The sequence below is a fragment of the Rathayibacter sp. Leaf185 genome (assembly GCF_001423885.1).
Classification (GTDB): Bacteria; Actinomycetota; Actinomycetes; order Actinomycetales; family Microbacteriaceae; genus Rathayibacter.
The window spans coordinates 39,967-63,632 of sequence record NZ_LMPP01000001.1; the positions used below are offsets into that span (position 1 = coordinate 39,967).

Consider the following 23,666-nt stretch of genomic DNA (forward strand, 5'->3'; position numbering starts at 1 on the left):
CCGAACGCCCTGGAGCACGCTCATGACTGACCTCGAAGAGACCGCCACTGAGTCGACCGGCCTCTCGCGTCGCCACCTCGCCCAGGCCGCCGGCTGGTCCGCGCCCCTCGTCCTCGCAGCGGTTTGCGCGCCGGCTGCTCAGGCGAGCGTGACTCCGGAGCCGTTCGATGGATTGACGGGAACGTGGAGCGCACCGGAGGTACTGGGGACCGGCATCGTGCACGCTGTCTTCACCGTCACGAACACGTCGCAGACGCCCCAGCAACTCCTCACGCTGGTGTTCGAGTACGCCGACACCAACATCGCTCGCTCCGTGATCGCCGGCGGCCCCGGCAACGCCTACAGCTACTCGATCTTCAACCGTGGCGGAGAGCTCGATAACGCCGCCGAACTCTATACCGGCTCCGACGTGTACCAGCCCGGGCAGAGCGTCTCGTTCGACTGCTTCACGAACCGCACGCTCGAACGCGGATCCGATCTGATCGTGTACGCAACGGGAAACGGGGTTCCGACGTCGTTCACGACCGTCCACATGCCTGGATACCCCTCCTGACCGTGACTCCACGGCTCACGCTCCGGCGTGAGGCAGCGAGGACACTGCAGTGCTGATTCGGGCGTTGAACCGGACCATCGCGATGGATGTGCGTCGTCTCTCCACTGCGGACCGTGCCGCCATGAGAGCGCTCTGGGATCGCGCGTCGGTCAGTCTTCCGGATTCCGTGGGCGACAGTTCTTTCACCCTCCACAGCTCGACGGATCCCTTCGATCATCGGGCCTCGGCTGCGATCGCGGAGGTGACGCTGCGGGCGATCGAGGCCGCGCGGGGCTCGCTCCTGATGCTGCACGCCTGCGCCCTCGCCGACCCGACCGGCGCCACGATCGTGCTCGTCGGGCCCTCCGGTCGAGGGAAGACGACGGCCGCCGCGACCCTGGGCCGCACCTACGGGTACCTGACCGACGAGACGACCGGCATCACCCCGGAGGGGCGGATCCTCCCCTACGAGAAGCCGCTCCTGATCCGGACCGCGGAGGGCATGCCCAAGCGGCCCTTCTCGCCCGACGAGCTCGGCCTGCTGCCGGCTCGCACTCCTCGACCTGGCCGACGCGATCCCGCTGCTGGTGCCCGAGACCAGTGCCCTGCCCGCGCTCGAGAACGGCATCCCGATCCTCGCCCGCCTCGCAGCGGGCCTCGGAGGCGTGCACCGGGTCCGCTACCGCGACGCGGAGCAGCTCGTCCCGATCACCGCCGAGCTGCTCTCGGCGCCACCCGCACCGGACGAGAGCTGGCGGGAGGTCGAGAATCGCAATGCGGTCACGGACGGACAGCGGGTCATCGTCCTGGCCGCCGGCACCGTGCACGTGCTCGACGGCATCGCCGCGACCATCTGGCACCACCCGCACCTGCACGGCGACACCCTCACCGACGCTGTCACTGCACAGCACGGACCCACGATCAACGCCTCGGAGCGCGTCGACGGTGCCGCGGCAGCGCTCTCGACGCTCGGGCTGCGCGAAGAGGCGTGACCGCGGGCGTCACCACCGCCCGCACCTCCGCCGCCGTCGCGGACCACCGGACATCACACGCCGCGGCACACGACTCGCCGCAGCGTGCTGCCCCACGCAGGCAAGAGGGCGCCCCGCTCGGACCGGCAGAAGCTCTCCGCTGGCCGCCCTGCAGCCGAGGCGCCGACGTCGGCAACGGTTCTCGTACCGACGCTGTGGTGCCCCTGGAGGGACTCGAACCCCCAACCTGCTCCTTAGGACGGAGTCGCTCTTCCATTGAGCTACAGAGGCTGGCCGGGTCCAGTGTACCGACGACCGGTCGCCTCGCCACGACCGCGCACCCTTGACAGCAGCCCCGCACCCTGCTTGGTTAGTTACTGCACCAACTAACCAACACACCAGCCAGGGAAGGAGGCCCCCATGGACGACTCCCGCCCGATCTTCCTGCAGATCGCGGAGCAGATCGAGAACGACATCATCGCCGGGGCGCTCCCCGAAGAGACCCAGGTCCCCTCCACCAACGAGTTCGCAGCGTTTCACCGCATCAACCCGGCCACGGCCGGCAAGGGCGTGAACCTGCTCGTCGACGACGGGGTCCTCTACAAGAGACGGGGGATCGGCATGTTCGTCGCCGAGGGCGCCCGCGACCGGCTGGTCGAGAAGCGCCGCACGCAGTTCCGCGACCAGTTCGTCGCACCGCTGCTCGCCGAGGCCGCCAAGCTCGGCCTCACCACAGAGCAGCTCGCCGCCATGATCAACGAAGGGGGATCGCGATGAGCGCGGTCATCGAGGTCGCCGGCCTCAGCAAGCACTACGGCTCCATGCACGCGGTCACCGATGTCAGCTTCGCGCTCGACGAGAACCGGATCCACGGCCTCCTCGGCCGCAACGGCGCCGGTAAGACCACCCTCATGTCACTGCTCACCGGCCAGGAGTTCGCGAGCAGCGGCGACATCCGCGTCTTCGGCGCCTCCCCCGTCGAGAACGCCGCGGTCCTCTCCCGCACCTGCTTCATCAAGGAGAGCCAGAAGTACCCCGACGACTTCCGGGTCAAGCACGTCCTCACGAGCGCCCGCTGGTTCTTCGAGGGCTGGGACGAGGAGTTCGCCCAGCAGCTCGTCGGGGAGTTCCGCCTCCCCCTCGACCGCAAGGTCAAGAAGGTGAGCCGCGGCCAGCTCTCGGCGATCGGCGTGATCGTCGGCCTCGCCTCCCGCGCCCCGCTGACCTTCTTCGACGAGCCCTACCTCGGTCTCGACGCCGTCGCCCGGCAGCTCTTCTACGACCGCCTGCTCGCCGACTTCGCCGAGCACCCGCGCACCGTCATCCTCTCGACCCACCTGATCGACGAGGTCAGCAACCTCCTCGAGCACGTCCTCGTCATCGACGACGGCCGCCTCCTCATCGACAGCGACACGGAGGAGCTGCGCGGCTCGGCCGCGACGGTCACCGGGCCCCGCGGCGCGGTCGACTCGTTCACCAGCAGCCGCGAGGTCATCGGCCGCACCGCAATGGGGGGCCTCGCCACGGCCACGCTCCCCCGGCTCGACCAGGCAGGACGTGAGAGCGCCCGCGCCTTCGGACTGGAGCTCGAGCCGGTCTCGCTCCAGCAGCTCGTCGTGCAGCTCACCACCGGGAAGGACGAGAGATGACCGCCTTCACCGACACCCGCTCCCGCAGCGGCGGCCGGCTCCTCGCCGTCGTCCGGCTCCACTTCGCGAACCCGGCCACGATCCTCTACACGCCGTTCTTGATCCTGATGGTGATCTTCCTCGGCAACCTCGCGGTGTGGTGGCTGATCCTGCAGAACCTCGACACTCAGGCCGAGATCGACGAGACGACGCTCGGCATGCAGTACTCGGGCGCGACGTTCTTCATCTTCGTCTACATGGGGGTGGTCGCCGTCCAGGCCGTGAACATCAGCTTCGGGCTGGCTCTCGGCTACGGCTCCACCCGACGCGAGTTCTCCCTCGGCAGCGCCGTCACCTTCATCGGACTCTCGTTCGCCTGGACCGCGCTCTTCGCCGTCCTCGGCGGCCTCGAGGAATCGACCGGCGGGTGGGGCTTCGGCGGCAACTTCTTCCGCTCGATCTACTTCGGCGACGGCTCGCTGCTCGAGCGCGTCTTCGCGGTTCTCTGCGCGTTCCTGTTCTTCTTCTTCGTCGGCGCGGCCACCGCCTCCGCCTACGTCCGCTGGCGTCAGCGGGGCATGCTCGTCTTCTTCACCGCGCTCGGCGCTCTCGTGCTCGGAGCGGTCACGCTGCTCACCCTCACCGAGAGCTGGGCGGAGTTCGGCGCGTTCTTCGCCCGCGTCGGCTTCGTCGGCGGATACGCGCTCTCGCTGATCCCGACCGCGCTCGCCGCCCTCGCCGGTCACCTGATCCTCCGCCGCGCGACGCCACGCGGCTGAACGACCGCACCGACATCCCGGCGCCCTGAGCGTCGGCCCACCGCACAGGAAGGACCAGCACCATGACCACGACGATCACCGCCACCGGACGGCGCCCCACCCGGGCGAATCGACTGCTCGCCGTCGTCCGCCTCCACTTCGCCAACCCGGCGACGCTGCTCTACTCACCCCTGCTGATCCTCGCGGCCATCGTCGCCGGGAGCCTCGTCATCTGGCTGCTCGTCCTCCGGCTGATCGGGGTCGAGACGGCCGGCGGCGACTCCGGAGTCAGGATCACCGGGGGTACGTTCTTCATCTTCATCTACATGCTGATCGTGGCGATCCAGGCCACGAACGTCACGTTCGCCCTCGCCCTGGGCTACGGCTCGACGAGGCGCGACTACGTCCTCGGCAGCGCGCTGACCTTCGTCCTCCTCTCCGCCGGATGGACGGTGCTCTACTCCCTCCTCGCGGCGCTCGAGGCGGCGACCGACGGCTGGGGACTCGGTGGCAGCATGTTCCGGTCGGACGACTTCGCCGGGACCGGGTGGGCTGAGCAGGCCTTCGCGACCTTCGTCCTGTTCCTCTTCTTCTTCTTCGTCGGCTCCGCCACCGCCTCCGTCTACGTCCGCTGGCAGTCCCGCGGGATGACGATCTTCTTCACCGCCCTCGGCGCGCTCCTGCTCGCTCTGTTCGCGCTCGTCACCCTGACGGACGGCTGGGGCGCGATCGGCGAGATCGCGACGACGATCGGTCCGACCGGGGCGTTCGCCCTCCTGCTGATCCCGACGGTGCTGGCCGCGGTCGCCGGGTTCCTGATCCTCCGCCGCGCCACTCCCCGGGGCTGAGGCGGAGCTGAGCCGGGGCCGAGACGGAGCCTCGGGCCACAAGACCCTTCCGCACTCGGCCAGGTGCTGCCAGCGTTGCCTCATGGCCGCATCCGAGATCACCACCGCCGCCCAGCACGTCTGGGCCACGCGCGACGACACTCCCCTCGACCCCGACACCCTCGAGACGATCGACGCCTGGTGGCGCGCCGCGAACTACCTCGCGGTGGGCCAGATCTACCTGCTCGCCAATCCGCTGCTCCGGACGCCGCTGAGCCGCGACGACATCAAGCCCCGCCTCCTCGGCCACTGGGGCACGACGCCCGGCCTGAACCTCGTCTACGCGCACCTCAACCGGGCGATCCGCGAGCGCAGCCAGCCGACGCTCTACATCACCGGTCCCGGTCACGGCGGCCCCGGCATGGTCGCCAACGCCTACCTCGACGGCACCTACAGCGAGATCTACTCGCACATCGACGAGACCGAGGACGGCCTGCGCCGCCTCTTCCGCCAGTTCAGCTTCCCCGGCGGCATCCCGAGCCACGCGGCCCCCGAGACGCCCGGCAGCATCCACGAGGGCGGCGAGCTCGGCTACGCGCTGAGCCACGCCTACGGAGCCGCCTTCGACAACCCCGACCTGCTCGTCGCCACCGTCATCGGCGACGGCGAGGCCGAGACCGGGCCACTCGCCACCAGCTGGCACTCGAACAAGTTCGTGAACCCCGCGACCGACGGCGTCGTGCTGCCGATCCTGCACCTCAACGGCTGGAAGATCGCGAACCCCACGATCCTCGCCCGCATCCCGCACGCCGAGCTCGAGAGCCTGATGCGCGGCTACGGCCACGAGCCGTTCCTCGTCGAGGGCGGCTTCGACGGCGAGGACCCGATGCGCGTGCACGAGCGCTTCGCCGCCGTCCTCGACACGGTGCTCGACCGCATCGCCGCCATCAAGAAGCGCGCGGCCGAGGGCGACACAACCCGCCCGGCCTGGCCGATGATCATCCTGAAGACCCCCAAGGGCTGGACCTGCCCGGCCGAGATCGACGGCGTCCAGGTCGAGGGCACCTACCGCGCCCACCAGGTCCCGCTCGCCAACGCCCGCGACACGGAGGCGCACACCCGCCTCCTCGAGGAGTGGCTGCGGTCCTACCGCCCCGACGAGCTCTTCACCGAGAGCGGAGGCGTCACCGACCGCGTCCGCTCCCTCGCCCCCGAGGGCGACCTGCGGATGAGCGCCACGCCGCACGCCAACGGCGGACTGCTGCGGCAGACCCTCCGCCTCCCCGACTTCCGCAAGTACGAGGTCGTCGTCGAGCAGCCCGGCGGGACCATCGCCGAGGCGACGAAGGTCCTCGGAGAGTGGCTCGCGGACGTGATCCGAGCCAACCCCACCAACTTCCGGATCTTCGGCCCGGACGAGGTCGCCAGCAACCGCCTGCAGAGCGTCTACGCCGCCACCGACAAGCAGTGGGAGGCCGAGCTCAGCCCGTTCGACGACCACCTCGCCCGCGCCGGTCGCGTGATGGAGGTGCTCTCGGAGCACCAGTGCCAGGGCTGGCTCGAGGGCTACCTCCTCACCGGCCGCCACGGGCTCTTCACCTGCTACGAGGCGTTCATCCACATCATCGACTCGATGTTCAACCAGCACGCCAAGTGGCTCAACGGCACGCGCGAGATCGAGTGGCGGCGCCCGATCGCCAGCCTCAACTACCTGCTCTCGAGCCACGTCTGGCGGCAGGACCACAACGGCTTCAGCCACCAGGACCCCGGGTTCATCGACCACGTCGTCAACAAGAAGCCGGAGGTCGTGCGCGTCTACCTGCCGTTCGACGCCAACACGCTGCTCTCGGTCTACGACCACTGCCTCCGCAGCGTCGACTACGTCAATGTCGTCGTCGCCGGCAAGCAGCCCGCCCCGGCCTGGCTCACCATGGCGGAGGCTGTCGCGCACTGCACGCGCGGCCTCGGCATCCTCGAGTGGGCCAGCAACGAGCGCCGGGGCGAGTCTCCGGATGTCGTGATCGCCTGCGCGGGCGACGTGCCGACCCTCGAGGCCCTCGCTGCCGTCAGCATCCTCCGCGAGAAGCTCCCGGACCTCGCGATCCGCACCGTCAACGTCGTCGATCTGATGCGCCTGATGTCCGAGTCCGAGCACCCGCACGGACTCTCCGACCGCGAGTTCGACGCGATCTTCACGCCCAATCGCCCCGTGATCTTCGCGTACCACGGCTACCCGTGGCTGATCCACCGTCTGACCTACAAGCGGACCGGCCACCAGAACCTGCACGTCCGCGGCTACAAGGAGAACGGGACGACGACCACTCCGTTCGACATGGTGATGCTGAACGACCTCGACCGCTACTCGCTCGTGATCGACGTCATCGACCGCACCCCCGGCCTCGGCGCCAGAGCCGCCGGCCTCCGCCAGGAGATGCAGGACTCCCGGATCCGCGCCCGCGCCTACACCCGCGAGTTCGGCGAGGACCTCCCCGAGGTCGCGAACTGGAGCTGGGCCGGCGAGCGCTCCGGCAATGCCTCCGACGCCACCGGCGGCGACAACGAGTGACCACAACCGTTGACGCGTCGCGGGCGTTTCTCTCGCAAGGCGGAGGAGGAAGCGATACCGGCGGTATCGCGACCGACGACAACGCCGCGAGAGGAGCGCCCGCGGCGCGTCACGCGGCTGACGCCACCAGGTAGTCGTCCCACTCGGGCTGGGTGCGCTCCGCTCCGCGCACGAGCCAAGAGCCGGCGCGCGGCACCCGCGGCACGGTGCGCAGGCGCCAGCCCATCTCGAGCGGCGTGCGATTGCTCTTGACGTTGTTGCAGCGGTGGCAGCAGGCGACCAGGTTCTCCCAGGTGTCGCGCCCACCGCGCGACTTGGGCTGGATGTGGTCGATCGTGTTCGCGTGCGATCCGCAGTATCCGCAGCGGTGGTTGTCCCGTCGCAGCACCCCGCGCCGAGAGACCGGTACGGTCCGCGAGTTCGGGATCCGCACGTAGCGCGTCAGCAGGATCACGGAGGGCCGCACGTAGTCGCCGGCCGCCCCGTGCACCGGATTCTCGTCGTCGGCCGCGATGATCGTCGCCTTCTCGGTCATCAGCAGGACGAGCGCCCGCTTGAACGACACGACCGCGAGCGGCTCGTATCCGGCGTTGAGAACCAAAGTGCGCATCACTGACCTCCGGGCTGTCGCACTCGGCCCCGCTCCGTCGCCGCGGACACGAAAAAGGACGCCGTCATGATGACAGCGCCCTTCGAGTCCCCAGCGCGCAGGCGCGTGACGTCGTGGAGTCGTATCCGCGTGTCGGAGGAGTGCACCGAGGCGGAGAGGATCTCCGCCCGGATCGAGTCGGTCCGCCGCACGCGCCAACGCAGCCCCACGCAGTGGTGCCCGTTCCGCCCGGCCATCCGGCACTCCGTCCCTCGACGAACCGGTCCGCTCGCCACGAGCGGACTGGGGTTCAGATTAACCCTTCACGCCCGGAACACCAGAGGAACTCCCGGATTCGTTACCCGCAGTTCACACCGCGAGACCGTCGCCGAAACGCGTGGAGCCCGCCCCGGAGGTTCGGGACGGGCTCGACGTACAGCGGACAGGCTCAGCCGGGGATGCGGACGATGCGGTAGTCGGACGTCCAGATCGGCTGCACGCGGACGCTCGCACCCTCGTACGGCGCGTGCAGGATGTTGCCGTTGCCCGCGTAGAAGCCGTCGTGCCCGTCCATGATGACGAGGTCGCCGGGCTGCGCGTCGGCGAGCGAGACGGGAGTCCCCATAGCGCCCTGGGCGGTCGAGGAGTGCGGCATCGAGATGCCGTACTGCGCGAAGACGTACATCACGAAGCCGGAGCAGTCGAAGCCGCTCGGGTCGGCGCCGCCGAAGACGTAGGGCACTCCCTGGTACTGCAGTGCCGTGTTGAAGACCGCCGAGAGGCTGTAGCCGGTGGTCGGTGCCGACGCGGCGAGCTCGCTGGCCGAAGCACCGTCGTAGGAGTTGAACTCCTCGGCCGTCTCGGCGCGGGCCTCGGCGACGTCGGTGGTCTCGGCGACCGGCTCGACCACGGGCTCCGGCTCGGGCGGCGGCGGCGCGGCCTCGGCCGAGAAGCCGTCGCGCGCGATCGCGGCCAGCACGACGCTCCCGGCGACGTCGACGCTCTGCGCATCACCCTGTCGCAGAAGGTCGGCCTTGGAGGCGGCGAACAGCCCGTCGTCCTCGGTCCCGGGAGAGAACGCGTAGGCGGGCAGCGCCATCGTGGCGACCAGGGCACCGGCGAAGCCGACGATCGCGATCTTGCCGAGCTTCCGGCCGCGACGCCTGCGCGGCGATCCGAGCGGAGACGGGACGAAGTCGGTCACGTCGCCCTGGCGAACCGGGGCGGTCGGGACCGCACGGCGGGCGACGGGTGCCTCGTCGTGCATCCGGGCCCGGATCACGGGCGGCTGGTTCTCGAACGAGGCGGCATTGCGGTTCGGGTGGGTGGAGCGGAACCGGTCGGGTGAACCGGAAGGAGTGTTCTGGGGCAAGGGGGAGATCCTCCGACGTCCCGTCAGCCCAGGCAGCTGTCCCGTCTCATGCGCGAAGCATCGAAGTTCACGAGGTCCGAGACGGGCGAGGGGGCGTCGGACTCCGCGCCCAGCGATCGGGGTTCGACCGGTGGGCTCCCCAGAGCGTAAGCGACCGTTACCGATTTGTCACCATTCGACGCCGATGATCTCCGCGCGGATGATGCGCGCGACTCCTGCGATCGGATAATGCCTGGCCCTCAGACCACGACGAAGATGTGCGCCGCGACCTCGTTCGGCAGCTCGATGCCCGCCTCGACGTCGTCGATGCGCACCAGCACGTAGCCGCTCAGCGCCGAGAACTCGCCCTCGGCTCCGGGGATGACGCCCGCCTGTTTGAGCTGGAGCAGCAGCTCCGGGTCGACCTGCGCCGGCTCCCCCAGTCGGCGGACGACGCCGCGCTTGGGCTCGGCGGATCCCGCGACGAAGCGCGGCAGGCTGATGACGCCGTCCGCGAAGCGCGATGCCGGAGAGTCGCCGAGCTCGTCGAGTCCCGGGATCGGGTTGCCGTAGGGCGACTCCGTGGGGTGGTCGAGCATCTCGAGGAGGCGGCGCTCCACCTGCTCGCTCATGACGTGCTCCCAGCGGCACGCCTCCTCGTGCACGAACTCCCAGTCGAGCTTGATCACGTCGTGGAGGAGTCGCTCGGCCAGGCGGTGCTTGCGCATCACGTGGATCGCCTTGCGGCGTCCGTCGGTCGTGAGCTCGAGGTGGCGGTCGCCCGAGACGACGACGAGGCCGTCGCGCTCCATGCGGCCGACGGTCTGCGAGACGGTGGGCCCCGAGTGGCTGAGGCGCTCCGAGATGCGGGCCCGGAGGGGGATGATGTTCTCCTCCTCGAGCTCGAGGATGGTGCGGAGGTACATCTCGGTCGTGTCGATCAGATCCGTCATGACAGCCTTCCCGTCTCGGCGCGCTCAACCTTAGTGGGCGCCGAACGACCTCATCCGCGAGGGCGCACAGCGCTCCGGCCTTCGTGACTCGAAGGCGGGGCGAGCCGGGAACCTTAGTATTAACGCATGCCGGACGTCACCATTCCTCGCGAGCTCCTCCCGCACGACGGACGATTCGGCTGCGGCCCGTCCAAGGTGCGGCACGACCAGCTCGCCCACCTCGCGACCGAGGGCGCGCACCTGCTCGGGACCTCGCACCGGCAGGCTCCCGTGAAGGACCTCGTCGGCCGCGTCCGCAGCGGCCTCGCCACGCTCTTCGACCTGCCCGACGGCTACGAGGTGCTCCTGGGCAACGGAGGATCGACCGCCTTCTGGGACTCCGCCGCCTTCTCGCTCATCGAGCGTCGCGCCGAGAACCTCACCTTCGGCGAGTTCGGCCAGAAGTTCGCCAAGGCGGCCGCCGCCCCCTTCCTCGAGCCGCCGCACGTCGTGTCGGCCGCCGGAGGATCGCGCAGCGAGATCGAGATCGTCGAGGGAGTCGACGTCTACGCCTGGCCGCACAACGAGACGTCCACCGGAGTGATGGCGCCGGTCCGCCGGGTCCACGGCGACGACGGCGCTCTCACGGTGATCGATGCGACGAGCGCCGCCGGCGGCATCGCCTTCGACACCGCCGAGGCCGACGTCTACTACTTCGCCCCGCAGAAGAACTTCGCCTCGGACGGCGGCCTGTGGTTCGGCCTCTTCTCCCCCGCCGCGATCGAGCGCGTCGAGAGGATCGCCGCGAGCGGCCGCTACATCCCCGAATTCCTCAGCCTCAAGAACGCCGTCGACAACTCGCGCCTGAACCAGACGCTCAACACTCCCGCCCTCTCCACACTCCTCCTGATGGAGTCGCAGCTCGACTGGATGAACGCCAACGGCGGCCTCGCCTGGGCGTCGGCGCGCACCGCAGAGTCCTCCGGCGCGATCTACGACTGGGCAGAGGCCTCGGCGATCGCGACTCCGTTCGTCGAGGTCGCCGAGCACCGCTCGCAGGTCGTGGCGACCGTCGACTTCGACGCCTCGATCGACGCGGCGCTGATCGCGAAGATCCTCCGCGCCAACGGCATCGTCGACACCGAGCCCTACCGCAAGCTCGGACGCAACCAGCTGCGCGTCGCGACCTTCGTCGCGATCGAGCCCGATGACGTCCGCTCGCTCCTCGCCTGCGTCGACTACGTCGTCGAGCGCCTGGCCGACTGAGGCGGCGATCCGGATGCGCCTGTGGCTGAGGACGGACGAGCGTCGTCCGAGCCCACCGGCGTACCCGAGCGATGACGCGACCGCGCTGCTGGTCGGCTGCATCGCCTGGGCGCTCGCGCTGGTCGGCGTCCTGATCGCGGTCGCCGTGGGAGTCGACGTGCCGCCGATCGTGTTCTCGACGGTCGTGATCGGCTTCGTGCTCGGGACGATCGGGCTCTTCTACAGCCGCAACCGCCGCTGATCAAGAGGCGCGCGTCTCCATCCGGAGCGAGGTGGCGTCCTCGTCGAGCGACAGCTCCACGCGCACCCGCCCGAGATCCGAGAGGCGCGACACGTGCGTGCCGCCGCACGGGATCGTCGCGTCGCCTCCGGGCGCGACGTCGCACCGCCAGCTCCGTCGCGTGCTGAGGAGGGAGTCGTCCCGCTCGATGCGCACGGCGGGATCGGCATCGACCCAGACGGCGAGCAGCGCCTCGATCCGCTCGGTGATCGCCGGCAGCTCGTCCCGGAGGCGTGCCGTGTCGAACCCGCTGCGCCGCAGCGACTTCCCGAGCCGGTAGACGTCGGTCGAGCCCGAGGGGCGAATGAGCGAGCTCTGGATCGCCGCCTGATCGAAGTCGGGGCGCCCGAGCGAGTCGACGCGGGCGGCCTTGGTCCAGAGATCGGCGACCGCCGCGTTGAGCGCGAGCGAGGCGAGGTGGCAGGCGGTGTGGCCGCGCGAGAGCTGCTCGCGGTGAGCGACGTCGATCTCGACCGCGACCGACGCCCCGAGGGGAATCGGATCGGCGAGCAGATGGACGACGACGAAGCTCCACCCGGGAGTGCCCAGGCGCTCCGGGAGCCGGTCCCCGACGTGCAGCACTCCGTCCTGCCAGGCACCGATCCGGCAGTCGAGCAGCTCGTGGCGGACTCCGCCGACGACCAGCGCGCCGAGATCCGGACCCTGGTCGGGCCACGTGGGATCGACCGGGTGCGCCGGCGTCTCGTCGAGCACCGTCGCCCACCGACCGTCGGCGAGCTGTTCGACGTGCACGACGGCGCCGGTGCCGGTCGTCGCCCCGTCGGGGTAGGTGATCAGGGTGTCGGAGTCGATCATCGCCGGCCGCCGGAACGTCGCGACCCGCCGTCAGCGACGGTCGAGGTCGTCCTCGTCATCGTCGGACTCCTCGTCGTCGTCATCCGAGTCGTCGTCCTCCGAGTCGTCGTCATCGTCCGACTCGTCGTCATCGTCCGACTCGTCGTCGTCATCCGACTCGTCGTCGTCATCGGACTCGTCGTCGTCATCGGACTCGTCGTCGTCATCCGACTCGTCGAACTCGCCCTCGCCGGACTCCTGCGCGGCCTCGTAGTCCGCCAGACGGACCGACCACGGCACCCAGTCGGGAGCCAGTACCGAGCCCTCGCCCGGCAGCAGCTCGACCTCGAGCACGTTGACGTCCTCGCTCTCGTCGATCCGCGAGAGCGTCGCGGTCCACAGCCAGCCCGGGTACCCGCGCATGAGGTTCGCGAACTGCAGCGAGACGACGTGCTCGCCCTGCGCGAGCGTCGCGACGAGCGCGCCGATCATGTCGGGAGTCGTGATCTCGGCGAGTGCGGCTCTGGCGCGGTCCTCGGACCCGGCGAGCACAGGATCGAGGTCGTACACCCGCTCCGGCTCGACCGGATCGGCGTCGTCGGTCTCGGATCCCGGCTCGTCGGAGTCGTCACCGGCGCGATCGGCGTCGCCCGAGAACGTCAACGGCTGGTCGTCCGACCACTCGAGGGCGCCTCCGGTCGTCTCGTCGGCGTCAGGCATCCAGCTCGTCCGCCACTCGGCGCAGCAGCGCCGCGATCGTCTTGCCGTGCGCCTTGTCGGGGTAGCGGCCTCGCTTGAGGCCGGTGCCGATCCCGTCGAGGAGCTTCACCGTGTCCTCCACGATGACCGACATGTCGTCGGCCGACTTGCGGTTGAGCTTGACCATGCTGGGCGGTGCGTCGAGGACGCGGGCCGAGAGCGCCTGAGCGCCCCGCTTGCCGTCGGCGATGCCGAACTCGAGGCGAGTGCCGGCCTTCACCGCGGTCCCCGAGGGCAGCGCGGAAGCGTGCAGGAAGACCTCCTGGCCGTCATCAGTGCTGATGAAGCCGAAGCCCTTCTCCTCGTCGTAGAACTTGACCTTGCCGGTAGGCATGCAGAACCCCTCCTGAAATGAAGCAACCATCAGTTTAGACGACTGCGCGCCGCCCTATCCTTGACGGGTGAAGCCACAGGAGCCCGCGGGCATCGGACGCGTCGAGCGCACTCTCGCCTACATGTTCATCGCGATCATCGTCGTGACGGTCCTCGCGTTCCTCGCCATCCTGCTCGCGCCGGTGCTGGGAATCCGCGAGTACAGCGGCCCGCTCTGGGAATTCGTCTTCGCCCTCCCGCTCGTCGGCCTCCCGATCGCGTTCCTGATGATGATCGCGATGCTGATCGTCGGCGTGCGGCGACGTCGCGCCTCCTGACCAGACGGCTCACCGAGGACGTCGGGCCGACGTCGATAGCCCGGCCATGCGACTCCCAGACTTCGTCCAGCTGACGCGCAGATACTGTCGACCATGGACGGACCCCGCATTCTCATCGTCGACGACGAGCCCAACATCCGCGACCTGCTCACCACGAGCCTCCGCTTCGCCGGCTTCGCCGTGCGTGCGGTCGGCAACGGCGCGCAGGCCATCTCCGCAGTCCTCGAGGAGGAGCCGGACCTCATCATCCTCGACGTGATGCTGCCCGACATGAACGGCTTCGGAGTCACCAAGCGCCTCCGTTCCGCGGGCTACACCTCGCCGATCCTCTTCCTCACGGCGAAGGACGACACCGAGGACAAGATCACCGGTCTCACCGTCGGCGGCGACGACTACGTGACCAAGCCGTTCAGCCTCGACGAGATCGTCGCGCGCATCAAGGCGATCCTCCGCCGCACTATGCACGCCGAGGAGGACGCCGTCATCCGCGCCGGCGAGCTGACCATGGACCAGGACACGCACGAGGTCCTGGTCGGCGACGACCCGGTCGAGCTCAGCCCGACCGAGTTCAAGCTGCTCCGATACCTGATGCTCAACCCCAACCGGGTGCTCAGCAAGGCGCAGATCCTCGACCACGTCTGGGAGTACGACTTCAACGGCGATGCCGGCATCGTCGAGTCCTACATCTCCTACCTCCGACGTAAGCTCGACACGCATTCGGAGGAATCGCTCATCCAGACCAAGCGAGGATTCGGGTACATGCTGAAGGTCGCGAAGGTCTGACCTCCGGCCCGGTGGCGCCTCCCGAAGAGGAGTCGCCGCCCGCTTGATCTCGAGGGAGTTCCACCGCCATGCACCAGGGTCTGGCCGAGCGGTGGAACTCCATCTCGTTGCGCACCAAGATCACCGCCGTCACGGTGCTGCTGCTGACGCTCGGCCTGCTCGTCTCGGGCATCGGGACGATGACGATGCTGAAGCCCCAGCTCATCTCGCAGCTCGACCGCAATCTGACGCTCAAGGCGCAGTCCGTCGCCGACACTCTCGCGACCGTCGGCGAGGCGGGCCTCGACGACGACGACGCCGATTACAGCGGGGCCGTCTACGACGCGGCGGGCAATCCTGGAGACACGACGGCCGTCGGACCCTCCGACCCGGTCTTCCCCGAGCGGTTCACGATCGAGCAGTCGCTCAAGATGACCGACCACGTGGAGACCGTCTACAGCGCCAACGGCAAGATCGAGTACCACTACGTCGCCACGACGTACTCGCAGGGCAACGAGATCGCGACGCTGCTGCTGGCGACGTCGACCCGCAACGTCGACTACATCATGACGCTGTACCTGACGATCTTCCTCGGCTTCGGAGTCGCGATCGTCGTCATCGGCGCGATGCTCACCCGTCTGCTCGTGACCACCACCTTCGCGCCGCTCCGCGAGGTCGAGCGCACCGCCGCCGCGATCGCCGACGGCGACTTCAGCCAGCGGCTCGACAGCACGACGCCCAACACCGAGGTCGGGCGGCTGAACCGCTCCCTCAACGCGATGCTCGGGCGCATCGACACCGCCTTCCGCGATCGCGCGCGCACGATCGACCAGATGCGCCGCTTCGTCGGCGACGCCAGCCACGAGCTGCGCACTCCCCTGGTCTCGGTCCGCGGCTATGCGGAGCTCTACCGGATGGGCGCGCTGCAGACCCCTGAGGCCGTCGGCCAGGCGATGGAGCGCATCGAGAAGGAGGCCATCCGGATGGGCGGCCTCGTCGAGGACCTCCTCGAGCTCGCCCGCCTCGACGAGACCAAGCCGCTCGCCCTGGCTCCGGTCGACCTCATGCCCCTCGCCCGCGACGCCGCGATGGATGCGATGGCCTCGTGGCCCGATCGCGACTTCGGCGTCGAGACCCGCGACGACACCCCGGTCGAGACCCCGGCGCTCGACGCGGAGGAGCTCGACGGCTCCGCCACGCAGACGATGGAGATCGCCTCCCCCGGCCTGACCGGACCGATCGCCGCAGCCGGCGCGCGGCTCGCGCGCTTCAGGCGGCGACCGCGCCGCCTCGCAGCCGAGGACATCGCCGCAGGCACCGCCGTCGCCGCCCCCGAGGAGCCGGGCGTCCCCGCGATGGTGATGGCGGAGGAGAACAAGATCCGCCAGGTGCTCACCAACCTGATCGGCAACGCCGTCCGCTACACCCCCGATGACACCCCGATCGAGATCGGCGTCGCCGTCGACCGCTCGCGACGCCTCGCGCTGCTCGAGGTCATCGACCACGGCGACGGCATCCCGCCGCAGATCCGCGAGAAGATCTTCCAGCGCTTCTGGCGCGCCGACACCTCGCGCACCCGCGAGACCGGCGGCAGCGGCCTCGGCCTGGCGATCGTCTCCTCCATCGTCAGCGCTCACAAGGGCCGGGTCGACGTCGTCGAGACGCCGGGCGGAGGCGCCACATTCCGCGTCGCGCTGCCTCTCCTCACCATCGGCCCGAACGGCGAGTCCTCCCCAGCTTCGGTCTGAGGGGCCGCGGCTCCCGTGCCCTCCGGCCTAGGTTTCTCGCACGCGCCGACCGGCGTGCAGCACAGCGAGAGGACCTACCGATGACCCACTACCAGACCGACGCCGACGCGATCTCGTCCATGACCGGCACCGCCCACGGATACAGCGAGCGCATCCAAGCCGAGGTCGACGGCCTCCTCGGCCACCTCCTGAGCCTCGAGTCGTCCTGGACCGGCCAGGCTGCGACAGCGTTCCAGGGGATCGTCGGCATCTGGCGGACGACGCAGAGCCAGGTGCACGAGGGGCTCGCCTCGATCACCGTGGCACTCGGTACCGCCGGACAGCAGTACGCCGAGACCGAGCAGGCGAACGCCCGTCTCTTCGCGTACTGAGCGGCCGGCGGAGGAGGAGCGGCGCCGGCTCCCCCTCCCGCCAGAGCCGGCCCCCGGAAACGCCGAAGGCGGCTCCCCCGGAGGGGAACCGCCTTCTGCGTGGAACGGGTCGGACTAGAAGTCCATGCCACCCGTGGGGTCTCCGCCACCGACGGCCGGGTTCTTCTCCGGCTTGTCGGCGACGACGGCCTCCGTGGTGAGGAAGAGACCGGCGATCGAGGCAGCGTTCTGCAGAGCGGAGCGCGTGACCTTGACCGGGTCGATGATGCCGGCAGCGATGAGGTCGACGTACTCGCCGGTCGCGGCGTTGAGGCCGTGTCCGGTGGGCAGCTCGCGGACCTTAGCGGCGACGACACCGGGCTCGAGGCCCGCGTTCAGCGCGATCTGCTTGAGCGGGGCGTCGATGGCCACCTTGACGATGTTCGCGCCGGTCGCCTCGTCTCCGACGAGCTCGAGCTTCTCGAAGGCGATCTTGCCGGCCTGGATGAGGGCGACGCCACCACCGGCGACGATGCCCTCCTCGACGGCGGCCTTCGCGTTGCGAACGGCGTCCTCGATGCGGTGCTTGCGCTCCTTGAGCTCGACCTCGGTCGCTGCTCCGGCCTTGATGACCGCAACGCCACCGGCGAGCTTCGCGAGGCGCTCCTGGAGCTTCTCGCGGTCGTAGTCGCTGTCGGTGTTCTCGATCTCGCCGCGGATCTGCGCGACGCGACCGGCGATGGCCTCGGCGTCGCCGGCACCCTCGACGATCGTGGTCTCGTCCTTGGTGATGACGACCTTGCGGGCCGAGCCGAGCAGGTCGAGGGTGACGTTCTCGAGCTTGAGACCGACCTCCTCGGAGATGACCTGGCCACCGGTCAGGATCGCGATGTCCTGGAGCTGGGCCTTACGACGGTCACCGAAGCCCGGAGCCTTGACGGCGACCGACTTGAAGATGCCGCGGATCTTGTTGACGACCAGGGTCGCCAGCGCCTCTCCGTCGACGTCCTCGGCGATGATCAGCAGCTGCTTGCCCGCCTGGATCACCTTGTCGACGACGGGGAGGAGGTCCTTGATGTTCGAGACCTTGGAGTTGACGATGAGGATGTAGGGGTCCTCGAACACCGCCTCCTGGCGGTCGGGGTCGGTCACGAAGTACTGCGACAGGTAGCCCTTGTCGAAGCGCATGCCCTCGGTCAGCTCGAGCTCGGTGCCGAAGGTGTTCGACTCCTCGACGGTGACGACGCCCTCCTTGCCGACCTTGTCGATGGCCTCGGCGATGATCGCGCCGATCTCGGGGTCAGCGGCGGAGATGGAAGCGGTCGCCGCGATCTCCTCCTTGGTCTCGATCGCCTTGGCGCCCGCGACGAGCTCGGCGGTGACGGCCTTGACGGCCTTCTCGATGCCCTTCTTGAGGCTGATCGGGTCGGCACCGGCCGCGACGTTGCGCAGACCCTCGCGGACGAGCGCCTGGGCGAGCACGGTGGCGGTGGTGGTTCCGTCGCCGGCGACGTCGTCGGTCTTCTTGGCGACCTCCTTGACGAGCTCGGCGCCGATGCGCTCGTAGGGCTCGTCGAGCTCGATCTCCTTGGCGATCGACACGCCGTCGTTCGTGATGGTGGGGGCGCCCCACTTCTTCTCGAGCACGACATTGCGGCCGCGCGGGCCGAGGGTCACCTTGACCGCATCGGCCAGAGTGTTGAGTCCACGCTCGAGGCCGCGGCGGGCTTCTTCGTCAAAAGCAATGATCTTGGCCATGTGTGTTTCTCGTCCCTCCCGGACGTCAGGAAAATTCTCGATTGGCACTCAGCCGGAGCGAGTGCCAAGAGCGATTCTGGCACTCGCGGGTGACGAGTGCAAGTGACGCCGAAGGCCGGCACGACGACGGGAGCCGCCGCTCGCGCGAGGCGGACAGCGGCCCGCGTCACGCGCCGCAACGACAGCAGCCGCCGTCCGCGAGGCGGACGACGGCTGCTGGAGCGATGAGCGACTCAGACCACGCGCACCGACTCCGCCTGCGGACCCTTGGACCCGCTGCCGACCTCGAACGCCACGTGCTGGCCCTCTTCGAGGACCTTGTAACCGGACATGTCGATCGCGGAGTAGTGGACGAAGACGTCCTGCCCGCCGCCGTCGACCGTGATGAAGCCGTAGCCCTTCTCAGCGTTGAACCACTTGACGGTTCCGTTCGCCATTTCCACTCCCCAGTGCTGTGCTGCCCGCGGCACGTGCGATGCGCAGGTGCCTGGTTGGGAATACTAATGCGGCGATTCGGGCCGGATGGGGCTGATCCGGGCGTGACGGAAAGAGTTGCCCGGGATTCAACATGAATTAAACGTGCCCGAAACAGAAGAGCTCCTCCGAGGCGGTGAAACGCCTCTCAGAGCGCCCTACTCGGCGGTGTAGTCGGCCCCGAGGACGACGACGAGGTTCGCCGTCTCGACGAAGTCCTGCGTCAGGACGACGGTCCCCGTCCCGAGCGAGCTCACGAGACCGAGCGCCGCGCCCTCCTGCGTGGCATCGGAGTAGTACACGGTCGTCGCCGCCTCGTCCTCGGTGCTGGCGTTGGTGACCGTCGGCACGTTCCAGCCGGCGGCGGTGAGCACCTGCCCGGCGCTCGCGGCGAGGCCCGCGGTCGGGGTGCCGTTCAGGACGGCGACGGTGAGGGACGGGTCCACGGTCGGGGAGACGGTCGGGGTGGCCGTGGTCTCCGCGAGACCGGTGGGAGGAGTGAAGACGTCGTTGAACTGCACGCGGTTGTCGATGACCAGCAGGCCGATGAAGCCCAGCAGCACGATCACTCCGGTCGCGAGGGCCGCCCAGGCGAGGGCGATGGCCCTGGCGTGCGGCGCGGGCGGGCGACGGTGCGCACCCACGCGGCCCTCGGTGGCCGGGATCTCGTCGAAGCGGTCCTTCTGGTGCGTGTTCGACATCGGTGTGACGGCCGGCCTTCCGTTGCAGTGGGCTCGAGCAGCGGATCTACTCGGGTCGCCCGAGTCGTCGCGCCGCGCGGGCGCCGGCGCGTCCGTCGCGGATGCGCTGCAGCCGCGTGACGAGCATCGGGTCGTGAGCGAGGGCCGCCGGAGAGGCGAGGACCGCGCCGAGGACCTGATAGTAGCGGGCGGCTGAAAGACCGAACTGCGAGCGGATCGCGTCGTCCTTGCCGCCGGTCCGCGCGGTCCACTCGCGTTCGAACTCGAGCACCCGGCGATCCCGTTCGGGCAGAGCGGCGCCCTGCCTGCTGTCCGTACCCGCGGTTCCGCTCACCTGTCCAGGGTAGGCAGACCTGATGCAGGAGCCGGGAAGGCGCTCCGGAGCAGGTCGACGGAGCACCACGTCGTGGTGCCGCCGACGTCCGCGGACGTGAGTTCCCTCCATGCCGACGAGATGACGGAATGCGCCTGCGCACGACGGGGTTCATCAGAGAGGAGGGGACGCCCCTCCCCCGTAAACTGGCGAGGATTCCTAGGGAGACCCATGTCGTATTCCGTGAACAAGACCGATGCCGAGTGGCGCGAGGAGCTCGACCGCGAGAAGTACGCGGTCCTGCGCGAAGCCGCCACCGAGCGTCCGTGGACCGGCGAGCTGCTCGACGAGCACCGCTCCGGCCTCTACACCTGCGCCGCCTGTCACGCCGAGCTCTTCAAGAGCGGCACCAAGTTCGACTCCGGATGCGGGTGGCCGAGCTTCTACGAGTCGGTGAACCCCGAGGCCGTGCAGCTCATCGAGGACAGCACGCTCGGAATGGTCCGCACCGAGGTCCGCTGCGCCAGCTGCGGCTCGCACCTGGGACACGTGTTCCCCGACGGCTTCGGCACGCCGACCGGCGACCGCTACTGCATGAACTCCCTCGCGCTCGACTTCCAGGCCGAGAGCGAGTGACGATGGCGTCGGCACCCGTTCTCGAGGCCGTCCTCGCGCGCCGTTCGCGCTCGAAGGTGACTCCGGAGGCGCCCGGTCACGAGGAGATCGCCGCGTTCGTCTCGGCGGCCTCCCGCCTGGCCGATCACAGCTCGCTCCGGCCGTGGCGCGTCATCGAGATCCGGGGTGCCGCGCGCGATCGGATCGGCCGCAGCTTCGCGGCCGCCTCCGGGTCGAAGAAGGACCCGCACAAGTACATCGAGAAGACCCACCGGGCGTCCCTCCTGCTCGCCGTCGTGGTGAGCGTGAAGAAGTCATCGGTCCCGGCCTGGGAGCAGGAGGCGGTCGCCTCCGGCGTCGCGCACCTCCTGAGCCTGCTGCTGGACGAGGCGGGCTGGGGCGTGTTCTGGCGCACCGGTTCGTACACGCGCGCCAAGCAGGTGCGGAAGGCGCACCGGCTCGAGAAGGGCGAGGAACTGCTCGGCTGGCTCTACGTCGGACGCCCCGACGGCAAGATCGGCGGGCCCAAGCGGCCCAGCCCGGCGGCGCGCCACCTCAGCATTCTCGAGCCGTGATCCTCCCTCGCGGGCCGGAGCCCGTCCGGCTCCGACGCCCGCGATAGGGTGACGAGAGGCGCGGCGACGCACCTGCCGACGTGGCGCAATTGGTAGCGCACCCGACTTGTAATCGGGCGGTTACGGGTTCAAGTCCCGTCGTCGGCTCCCCTGCTGCGGGACACCACCCGCCGAGACGAGAACGGCCCGCTCATCACGAGCGGGCCGTTCTGCATTCCCCTGCCGGGCACTCAGCTGCTGGGCGTAGGGCTCGGCGTTGCGGAGGAGTAGGAGTCGGCGGCCGCCGAGAGGACGAACGAGCTGAAGGCGTCGGGGTCGGTCAGCGATCCGGAGTAGGCCTCGCCGTTCACGAGGACGGTGGGCGTCCCGGAGACGGCTGCGACCTCGGTGCCCGGGAGCGGACCGGCCGTTGCGCGCTCGGTCGCGGCGCGCACCCAGCTCACGAACGACTGATCGTCGATGCAGGTGTCGATCGCCGTGGTGTCCTCGACTCCCGCCTCGGAGACGTAGTCCTTCAGCTGGTCGTCCGAGAGCCCGTCGGTCCCCTCCTCCGGCTGGTTCGCGAAGAGCAGCGCATTGAAGTCGAAGAACGAATCGGGAGCCGTGTCGGCGACGCACGCCGCGGCATTGGCGGACCGCTCCGAGTACTTGGTGCCGTTCGACCGGGTCGTCAGGATCGCGATCGGGTGGATCTCTACCGTGGCGGCTCCGCTGGAGACCCACTCCTTGATCTGCTCGCCGTTCGTCGCCTCGAACTGGCCGCAGTAGGGGCAGAGGTAGTCGAGGTAGACCCGGATGTCGACAGTGCCGGAGGACGTGTCGAGCGCGCTCGGGCTGGGAGTGCCGTCCGCCGGGATCGCCGCGGTGGTCTGCGCGACCATGCCCTCGCCGATCACGATGCCGTCGCTGGCCATGTTCGCGGGGCCGGGGCCGGCGGGGCGGATGCTCGAGGTGACCGCGAAGACGACCACGGCGACGATCGCGATGACCACCACGGCCAGGCCGCCCTGCAGAGCGAAACGGCTCACGCGGTCGCGGCGCTTCTGCTGCTCTCGGAGCCGCCTGGCCTTCTCGCGGGCGGCCTCTCGACGCTGATTCTTCGAGAGACGGTCGTTGGCTCCGCCGTTGGTCATGACAAGGACACTCCGAGTGAGAGGGGAAGACTGTCGCTCGGGCAGCGACTCGCCGGAATCCTACGCGCGAGCCCTGGGAATCCTCCAAACGACGGATACGGCCCCGGGCGGCGGAGCGTCCACCCGCCGGACACTCCCGCGATCACCGCCCATGGCATACTGTGACGGTTGGTCACTGTCGTCCAGACGGCGATGGCCATCACTTCCATTCACTCGGATCGTCCGGCACGTACCTGCCGGTGAAGGAGCAAGCACAATGGCGTCCGTAACTTTCGACCACGCGTCCCGCGTCTACCCCGGGGCCACGCGTGCCTCCGTCGACAAGCTCAACCTCGAGGTCGGTGACGGGGAGTTCCTCGTCCTCGTCGGCCCCTCCGGTTGCGGCAAGTCCACCTCCCTCCGCATGCTCGCCGGCCTCGAAGAGGTCAACGAGGGCCGCATCCTCATCGGCGACCGCAACGTCACGGACGTTCCGCCGAAGGACCGCGACATCGCGATGGTGTTCCAGAACTACGCGCTGTACCCGCACATGTCGGTCGCCGAGAACATGGGCTTCGCGCTCAAGATCGCCGGCGTCAACAAGGACGAGCGCGCCGCCCGCGTCCTCGAGGCCGCGAAGATGCTCGACCTCGAGCCCTACCTGAACCGCAAGCCGAAGGCCCTCTCGGGTGGTCAGCGTCAGCGCGTCGCGATGGGTCGTGCCATCGTCCGCAAGCCGCAGGTCTTCCTCATGGACGAGCCGCTGTCGAACCTCGACGCGAAGCTCCGCGTCTCGACCCGCACCCAGATCGGCACCCTCCAGCGCCGCCTGGGCATCACCACGGTCTACGTCACCCACGACCAGACCGAGGCGCTCACCATGGGCGACCGCATCGCGGTCCTCAAGGACGGCCTCCTCCAGCAGGTCGGCACCCCGCGCGACCTCTACGAGAACCCGAACAACGTCTTCGTGGCCGGCTTCATCGGCTCGCCCGCGATGAACCTGTTCCACGCCGACGTCACCGACGGCGGCGTCAAGTTCGGCGACACCGTCCTCCCGATCGCCCGCGAGGCGCTCGCGAAGACCACCCAGAAGGTCGTCACGCTCGGCGTGCGTCCCGAGGACGTCACCGTCTCGACCCAGCCCGGCGGCCTGCCGATCGAGGTCGACCTCATCGAGGAGCTCGGCTCGGACGGCTACCTCTACGGCCACACCGAGGTCGAGGGTCGCCGCACCGACATCGTCGCGCGCGTCGACGGCCGTGTGCACCCGACCGCGGGCGACCGCGTCTACGTGACCGCGAACCACCGCGTGCACATCTTCGACGGCGAGTCGGGCCTGCGCCTCTCCTGA

At 69.3% G+C, this 23,666-nt stretch carries 27 protein-coding genes and 2 tRNA genes; 17 read left to right on the forward strand and 12 right to left on the reverse strand.

Translation table 11 applies throughout. The features are described 5' to 3' along the window. The first annotated feature begins 22 nt into the window (after positions 1-22). The gene (locus tag ASG06_RS00205; RefSeq protein WP_056036887.1) at positions 23-553 is read left to right on the forward strand and encodes a hypothetical protein; all 531 of its coding nucleotides are present in this window, start codon (positions 23-25) and stop codon (positions 551-553) included. A 566-nt stretch (positions 554-1,119) separates the two neighbouring features. Continuing rightward, positions 1,120-1,524, forward strand: a complete 405-nt coding sequence (locus ASG06_RS00210) for a hypothetical protein (protein ID WP_056074116.1) — start codon at positions 1,120-1,122, stop codon at positions 1,522-1,524. A 195-nt stretch (positions 1,525-1,719) separates the two neighbouring features. Here the strand turns inward: ASG06_RS00210 and ASG06_RS00215 are convergent. Next, positions 1,720-1,794: transfer RNA gene (locus ASG06_RS00215), tRNA-Arg, on the reverse strand. 129 nt (positions 1,795-1,923) lie between these two features. On the opposite strand from ASG06_RS00215, the gene ASG06_RS00220 reads away from it, so the two are divergent. The 5 genes from ASG06_RS00220 (at position 1,924) to ASG06_RS00240 (ending at position 7,282) form a co-directional block, all read left to right on the forward strand. After that, complete coding sequence (locus tag ASG06_RS00220; RefSeq protein ID WP_056036893.1) at positions 1,924-2,280, forward strand: GntR family transcriptional regulator; 357 nt, start codon at positions 1,924-1,926, stop codon at positions 2,278-2,280. Further along, the gene (locus ASG06_RS00225; RefSeq protein ID WP_056036896.1) at positions 2,277-3,152 is read left to right on the forward strand and encodes an ABC transporter ATP-binding protein; all 876 of its coding nucleotides are present in this window, start codon (positions 2,277-2,279) and stop codon (positions 3,150-3,152) included. The genes ASG06_RS00220 and ASG06_RS00225 overlap by 4 nt, the downstream gene beginning before the upstream one ends. Beyond that, the gene (locus ASG06_RS00230; RefSeq protein ID WP_056036900.1) at positions 3,149-3,910 is read left to right on the forward strand and encodes a hypothetical protein; all 762 of its coding nucleotides are present in this window, start codon (positions 3,149-3,151) and stop codon (positions 3,908-3,910) included. Before ASG06_RS00225 ends, ASG06_RS00230 begins: the two co-directional genes overlap by 4 nt. Before the next feature lie 62 nt (positions 3,911-3,972). Next, on the forward strand, positions 3,973-4,737 hold the full coding sequence (locus ASG06_RS00235) for a hypothetical protein (RefSeq protein ID WP_056036904.1): 765 nt from the start codon (positions 3,973-3,975) through the stop codon (positions 4,735-4,737). Positions 4,738-4,819: 82 nt separating this feature from the next. Next, on the forward strand, positions 4,820-7,282 hold the full coding sequence (locus ASG06_RS00240) for a phosphoketolase family protein (RefSeq protein WP_082498832.1): 2,463 nt from the start codon (positions 4,820-4,822) through the stop codon (positions 7,280-7,282). Between the two features lie 109 nt (positions 7,283-7,391). Here ASG06_RS00240 and ASG06_RS00245 read toward each other — a convergent pair whose 3' ends face one another. The 3 genes from ASG06_RS00245 to ASG06_RS00260 form a co-directional block, all read right to left on the reverse strand. Continuing rightward, the gene (locus tag ASG06_RS00245) at positions 7,392-7,892 is read right to left on the reverse strand and encodes an HNH endonuclease (RefSeq protein ID WP_056036907.1); all 501 of its coding nucleotides are present in this window, start codon (positions 7,890-7,892) and stop codon (positions 7,392-7,394) included. A 427-nt stretch (positions 7,893-8,319) separates the two neighbouring features. Beyond that, the gene (locus ASG06_RS00255) at positions 8,320-9,243 is read right to left on the reverse strand and encodes a C40 family peptidase (RefSeq protein WP_056036914.1); all 924 of its coding nucleotides are present in this window, start codon (positions 9,241-9,243) and stop codon (positions 8,320-8,322) included. 239 nt (positions 9,244-9,482) lie between these two features. Next, positions 9,483-10,175 (reverse strand): metal-dependent transcriptional regulator, encoded by a 693-nt coding sequence (locus ASG06_RS00260; protein ID WP_056036916.1) that lies wholly within the window; start codon positions 10,173-10,175, stop codon positions 9,483-9,485. Between the two features lie 126 nt (positions 10,176-10,301). Here ASG06_RS00260 and serC point away from each other — a divergent pair, with 126 nt between their 5' ends. Further along, the gene (gene serC, locus ASG06_RS00265) at positions 10,302-11,420 is read left to right on the forward strand and encodes a phosphoserine transaminase (protein ID WP_056036919.1); all 1,119 of its coding nucleotides are present in this window, start codon (positions 10,302-10,304) and stop codon (positions 11,418-11,420) included. 13 nt (positions 11,421-11,433) lie between these two features. Further along, positions 11,434-11,661, forward strand: a complete 228-nt coding sequence (locus ASG06_RS00270; protein ID WP_056036923.1) for a DUF2530 domain-containing protein — start codon at positions 11,434-11,436, stop codon at positions 11,659-11,661. Here ASG06_RS00270 and ASG06_RS00275 read toward each other — a convergent pair whose 3' ends face one another. From ASG06_RS00275 to ASG06_RS00285, 3 genes are read right to left on the reverse strand one after another with little or no spacing between them, the layout of a single operon-like run. Beyond that, positions 11,662-12,516 carry a hypothetical protein gene (locus ASG06_RS00275; RefSeq protein ID WP_056036926.1) on the reverse strand — a complete coding sequence of 285 codons (855 nt, stop codon included), beginning with the start codon at positions 12,514-12,516 and terminating at the stop codon, positions 11,662-11,664. It abuts the gene before it with no gap. A gap of 30 nt (positions 12,517-12,546) precedes the next feature. Continuing rightward, a complete protein-coding gene (locus tag ASG06_RS00280) occupies positions 12,547-13,215 on the reverse strand; it encodes a DUF3027 domain-containing protein (protein ID WP_082498833.1) in 669 nt (222 codons plus the stop codon). Continuing rightward, positions 13,208-13,588 (reverse strand): cold-shock protein, encoded by a 381-nt coding sequence (locus ASG06_RS00285; RefSeq protein ID WP_056036929.1) that lies wholly within the window; start codon positions 13,586-13,588, stop codon positions 13,208-13,210. Before ASG06_RS00285 ends, ASG06_RS00280 begins: the two co-directional genes overlap by 8 nt. 67 nt (positions 13,589-13,655) lie before the next feature. Between ASG06_RS00285 and ASG06_RS00290 the strand changes: the two genes are divergently transcribed. From ASG06_RS00290 to ASG06_RS00305, 4 genes are all read left to right on the forward strand, one after another. Continuing rightward, the gene (locus ASG06_RS00290; protein WP_231727570.1) at positions 13,656-13,904 is read left to right on the forward strand and encodes a hypothetical protein; all 249 of its coding nucleotides are present in this window, start codon (positions 13,656-13,658) and stop codon (positions 13,902-13,904) included. A 93-nt stretch (positions 13,905-13,997) separates the two neighbouring features. Beyond that, positions 13,998-14,687, forward strand: coding sequence for a response regulator transcription factor (locus tag ASG06_RS00295; protein WP_056036932.1), 690 nt, complete (start codon positions 13,998-14,000; stop codon positions 14,685-14,687). A 68-nt stretch (positions 14,688-14,755) separates the two neighbouring features. Beyond that, entirely contained in the window at positions 14,756-16,414 is a 1,659-nt protein-coding gene (locus ASG06_RS00300) for a sensor histidine kinase (protein ID WP_056036934.1), read from the forward strand. A gap of 80 nt (positions 16,415-16,494) precedes the next feature. Beyond that, the gene (locus tag ASG06_RS00305; protein WP_056036937.1) at positions 16,495-16,785 is read left to right on the forward strand and encodes a WXG100 family type VII secretion target; all 291 of its coding nucleotides are present in this window, start codon (positions 16,495-16,497) and stop codon (positions 16,783-16,785) included. Between the two features lie 114 nt (positions 16,786-16,899). Here the strand turns inward: ASG06_RS00305 and groL are convergent, their stop codons facing one another. The 4 genes from groL to ASG06_RS00325 form a co-directional block, all read right to left on the reverse strand. Then, positions 16,900-18,522 (reverse strand): chaperonin GroEL, encoded by a 1,623-nt coding sequence (gene groL / locus ASG06_RS00310; protein ID WP_056036941.1) that lies wholly within the window; start codon positions 18,520-18,522, stop codon positions 16,900-16,902. A gap of 233 nt (positions 18,523-18,755) precedes the next feature. Next, a complete protein-coding gene (locus tag ASG06_RS00315; RefSeq protein ID WP_056036943.1) occupies positions 18,756-18,959 on the reverse strand; it encodes a cold-shock protein in 204 nt (67 codons plus the stop codon). A gap of 195 nt (positions 18,960-19,154) precedes the next feature. Continuing rightward, entirely contained in the window at positions 19,155-19,697 is a 543-nt protein-coding gene (locus ASG06_RS00320; RefSeq protein ID WP_056036946.1) for a LytR C-terminal domain-containing protein, read from the reverse strand. A 46-nt stretch (positions 19,698-19,743) separates the two neighbouring features. Further along, positions 19,744-20,031, reverse strand: coding sequence for a DUF3263 domain-containing protein (locus ASG06_RS00325; RefSeq protein ID WP_231727571.1), 288 nt, complete (start codon positions 20,029-20,031; stop codon positions 19,744-19,746). A 210-nt stretch (positions 20,032-20,241) separates the two neighbouring features. Here ASG06_RS00325 and msrB point away from each other — a divergent pair, with 210 nt between their 5' ends. The 3 genes from msrB (at position 20,242) to ASG06_RS00340 (ending at position 21,347) form a co-directional block, all read left to right on the forward strand. Next, the gene (msrB, locus tag ASG06_RS00330) at positions 20,242-20,646 is read left to right on the forward strand and encodes a peptide-methionine (R)-S-oxide reductase MsrB (RefSeq protein ID WP_056036949.1); all 405 of its coding nucleotides are present in this window, start codon (positions 20,242-20,244) and stop codon (positions 20,644-20,646) included. A 2-nt stretch (positions 20,647-20,648) separates the two neighbouring features. Next, on the forward strand, positions 20,649-21,200 hold the full coding sequence (locus ASG06_RS00335; RefSeq protein WP_056036951.1) for a nitroreductase family protein: 552 nt from the start codon (positions 20,649-20,651) through the stop codon (positions 21,198-21,200). A 74-nt stretch (positions 21,201-21,274) separates the two neighbouring features. Continuing rightward, positions 21,275-21,347, forward strand: a tRNA-Thr gene (locus ASG06_RS00340). 83 nt (positions 21,348-21,430) lie between these two features. On the opposite strand, the gene ASG06_RS00345 is transcribed toward ASG06_RS00340, so the two are convergent. Next, on the reverse strand, positions 21,431-22,333 hold the full coding sequence (locus ASG06_RS00345; protein WP_056036965.1) for a DsbA family protein: 903 nt from the start codon (positions 22,331-22,333) through the stop codon (positions 21,431-21,433). Positions 22,334-22,589: 256 nt separating this feature from the next. On the opposite strand from ASG06_RS00345, the gene ASG06_RS00350 reads away from it, so the two are divergent. Beyond that, positions 22,590-23,666, forward strand: coding sequence for an ABC transporter ATP-binding protein (locus ASG06_RS00350; protein ID WP_056036968.1), 1,077 nt, complete (start codon positions 22,590-22,592; stop codon positions 23,664-23,666).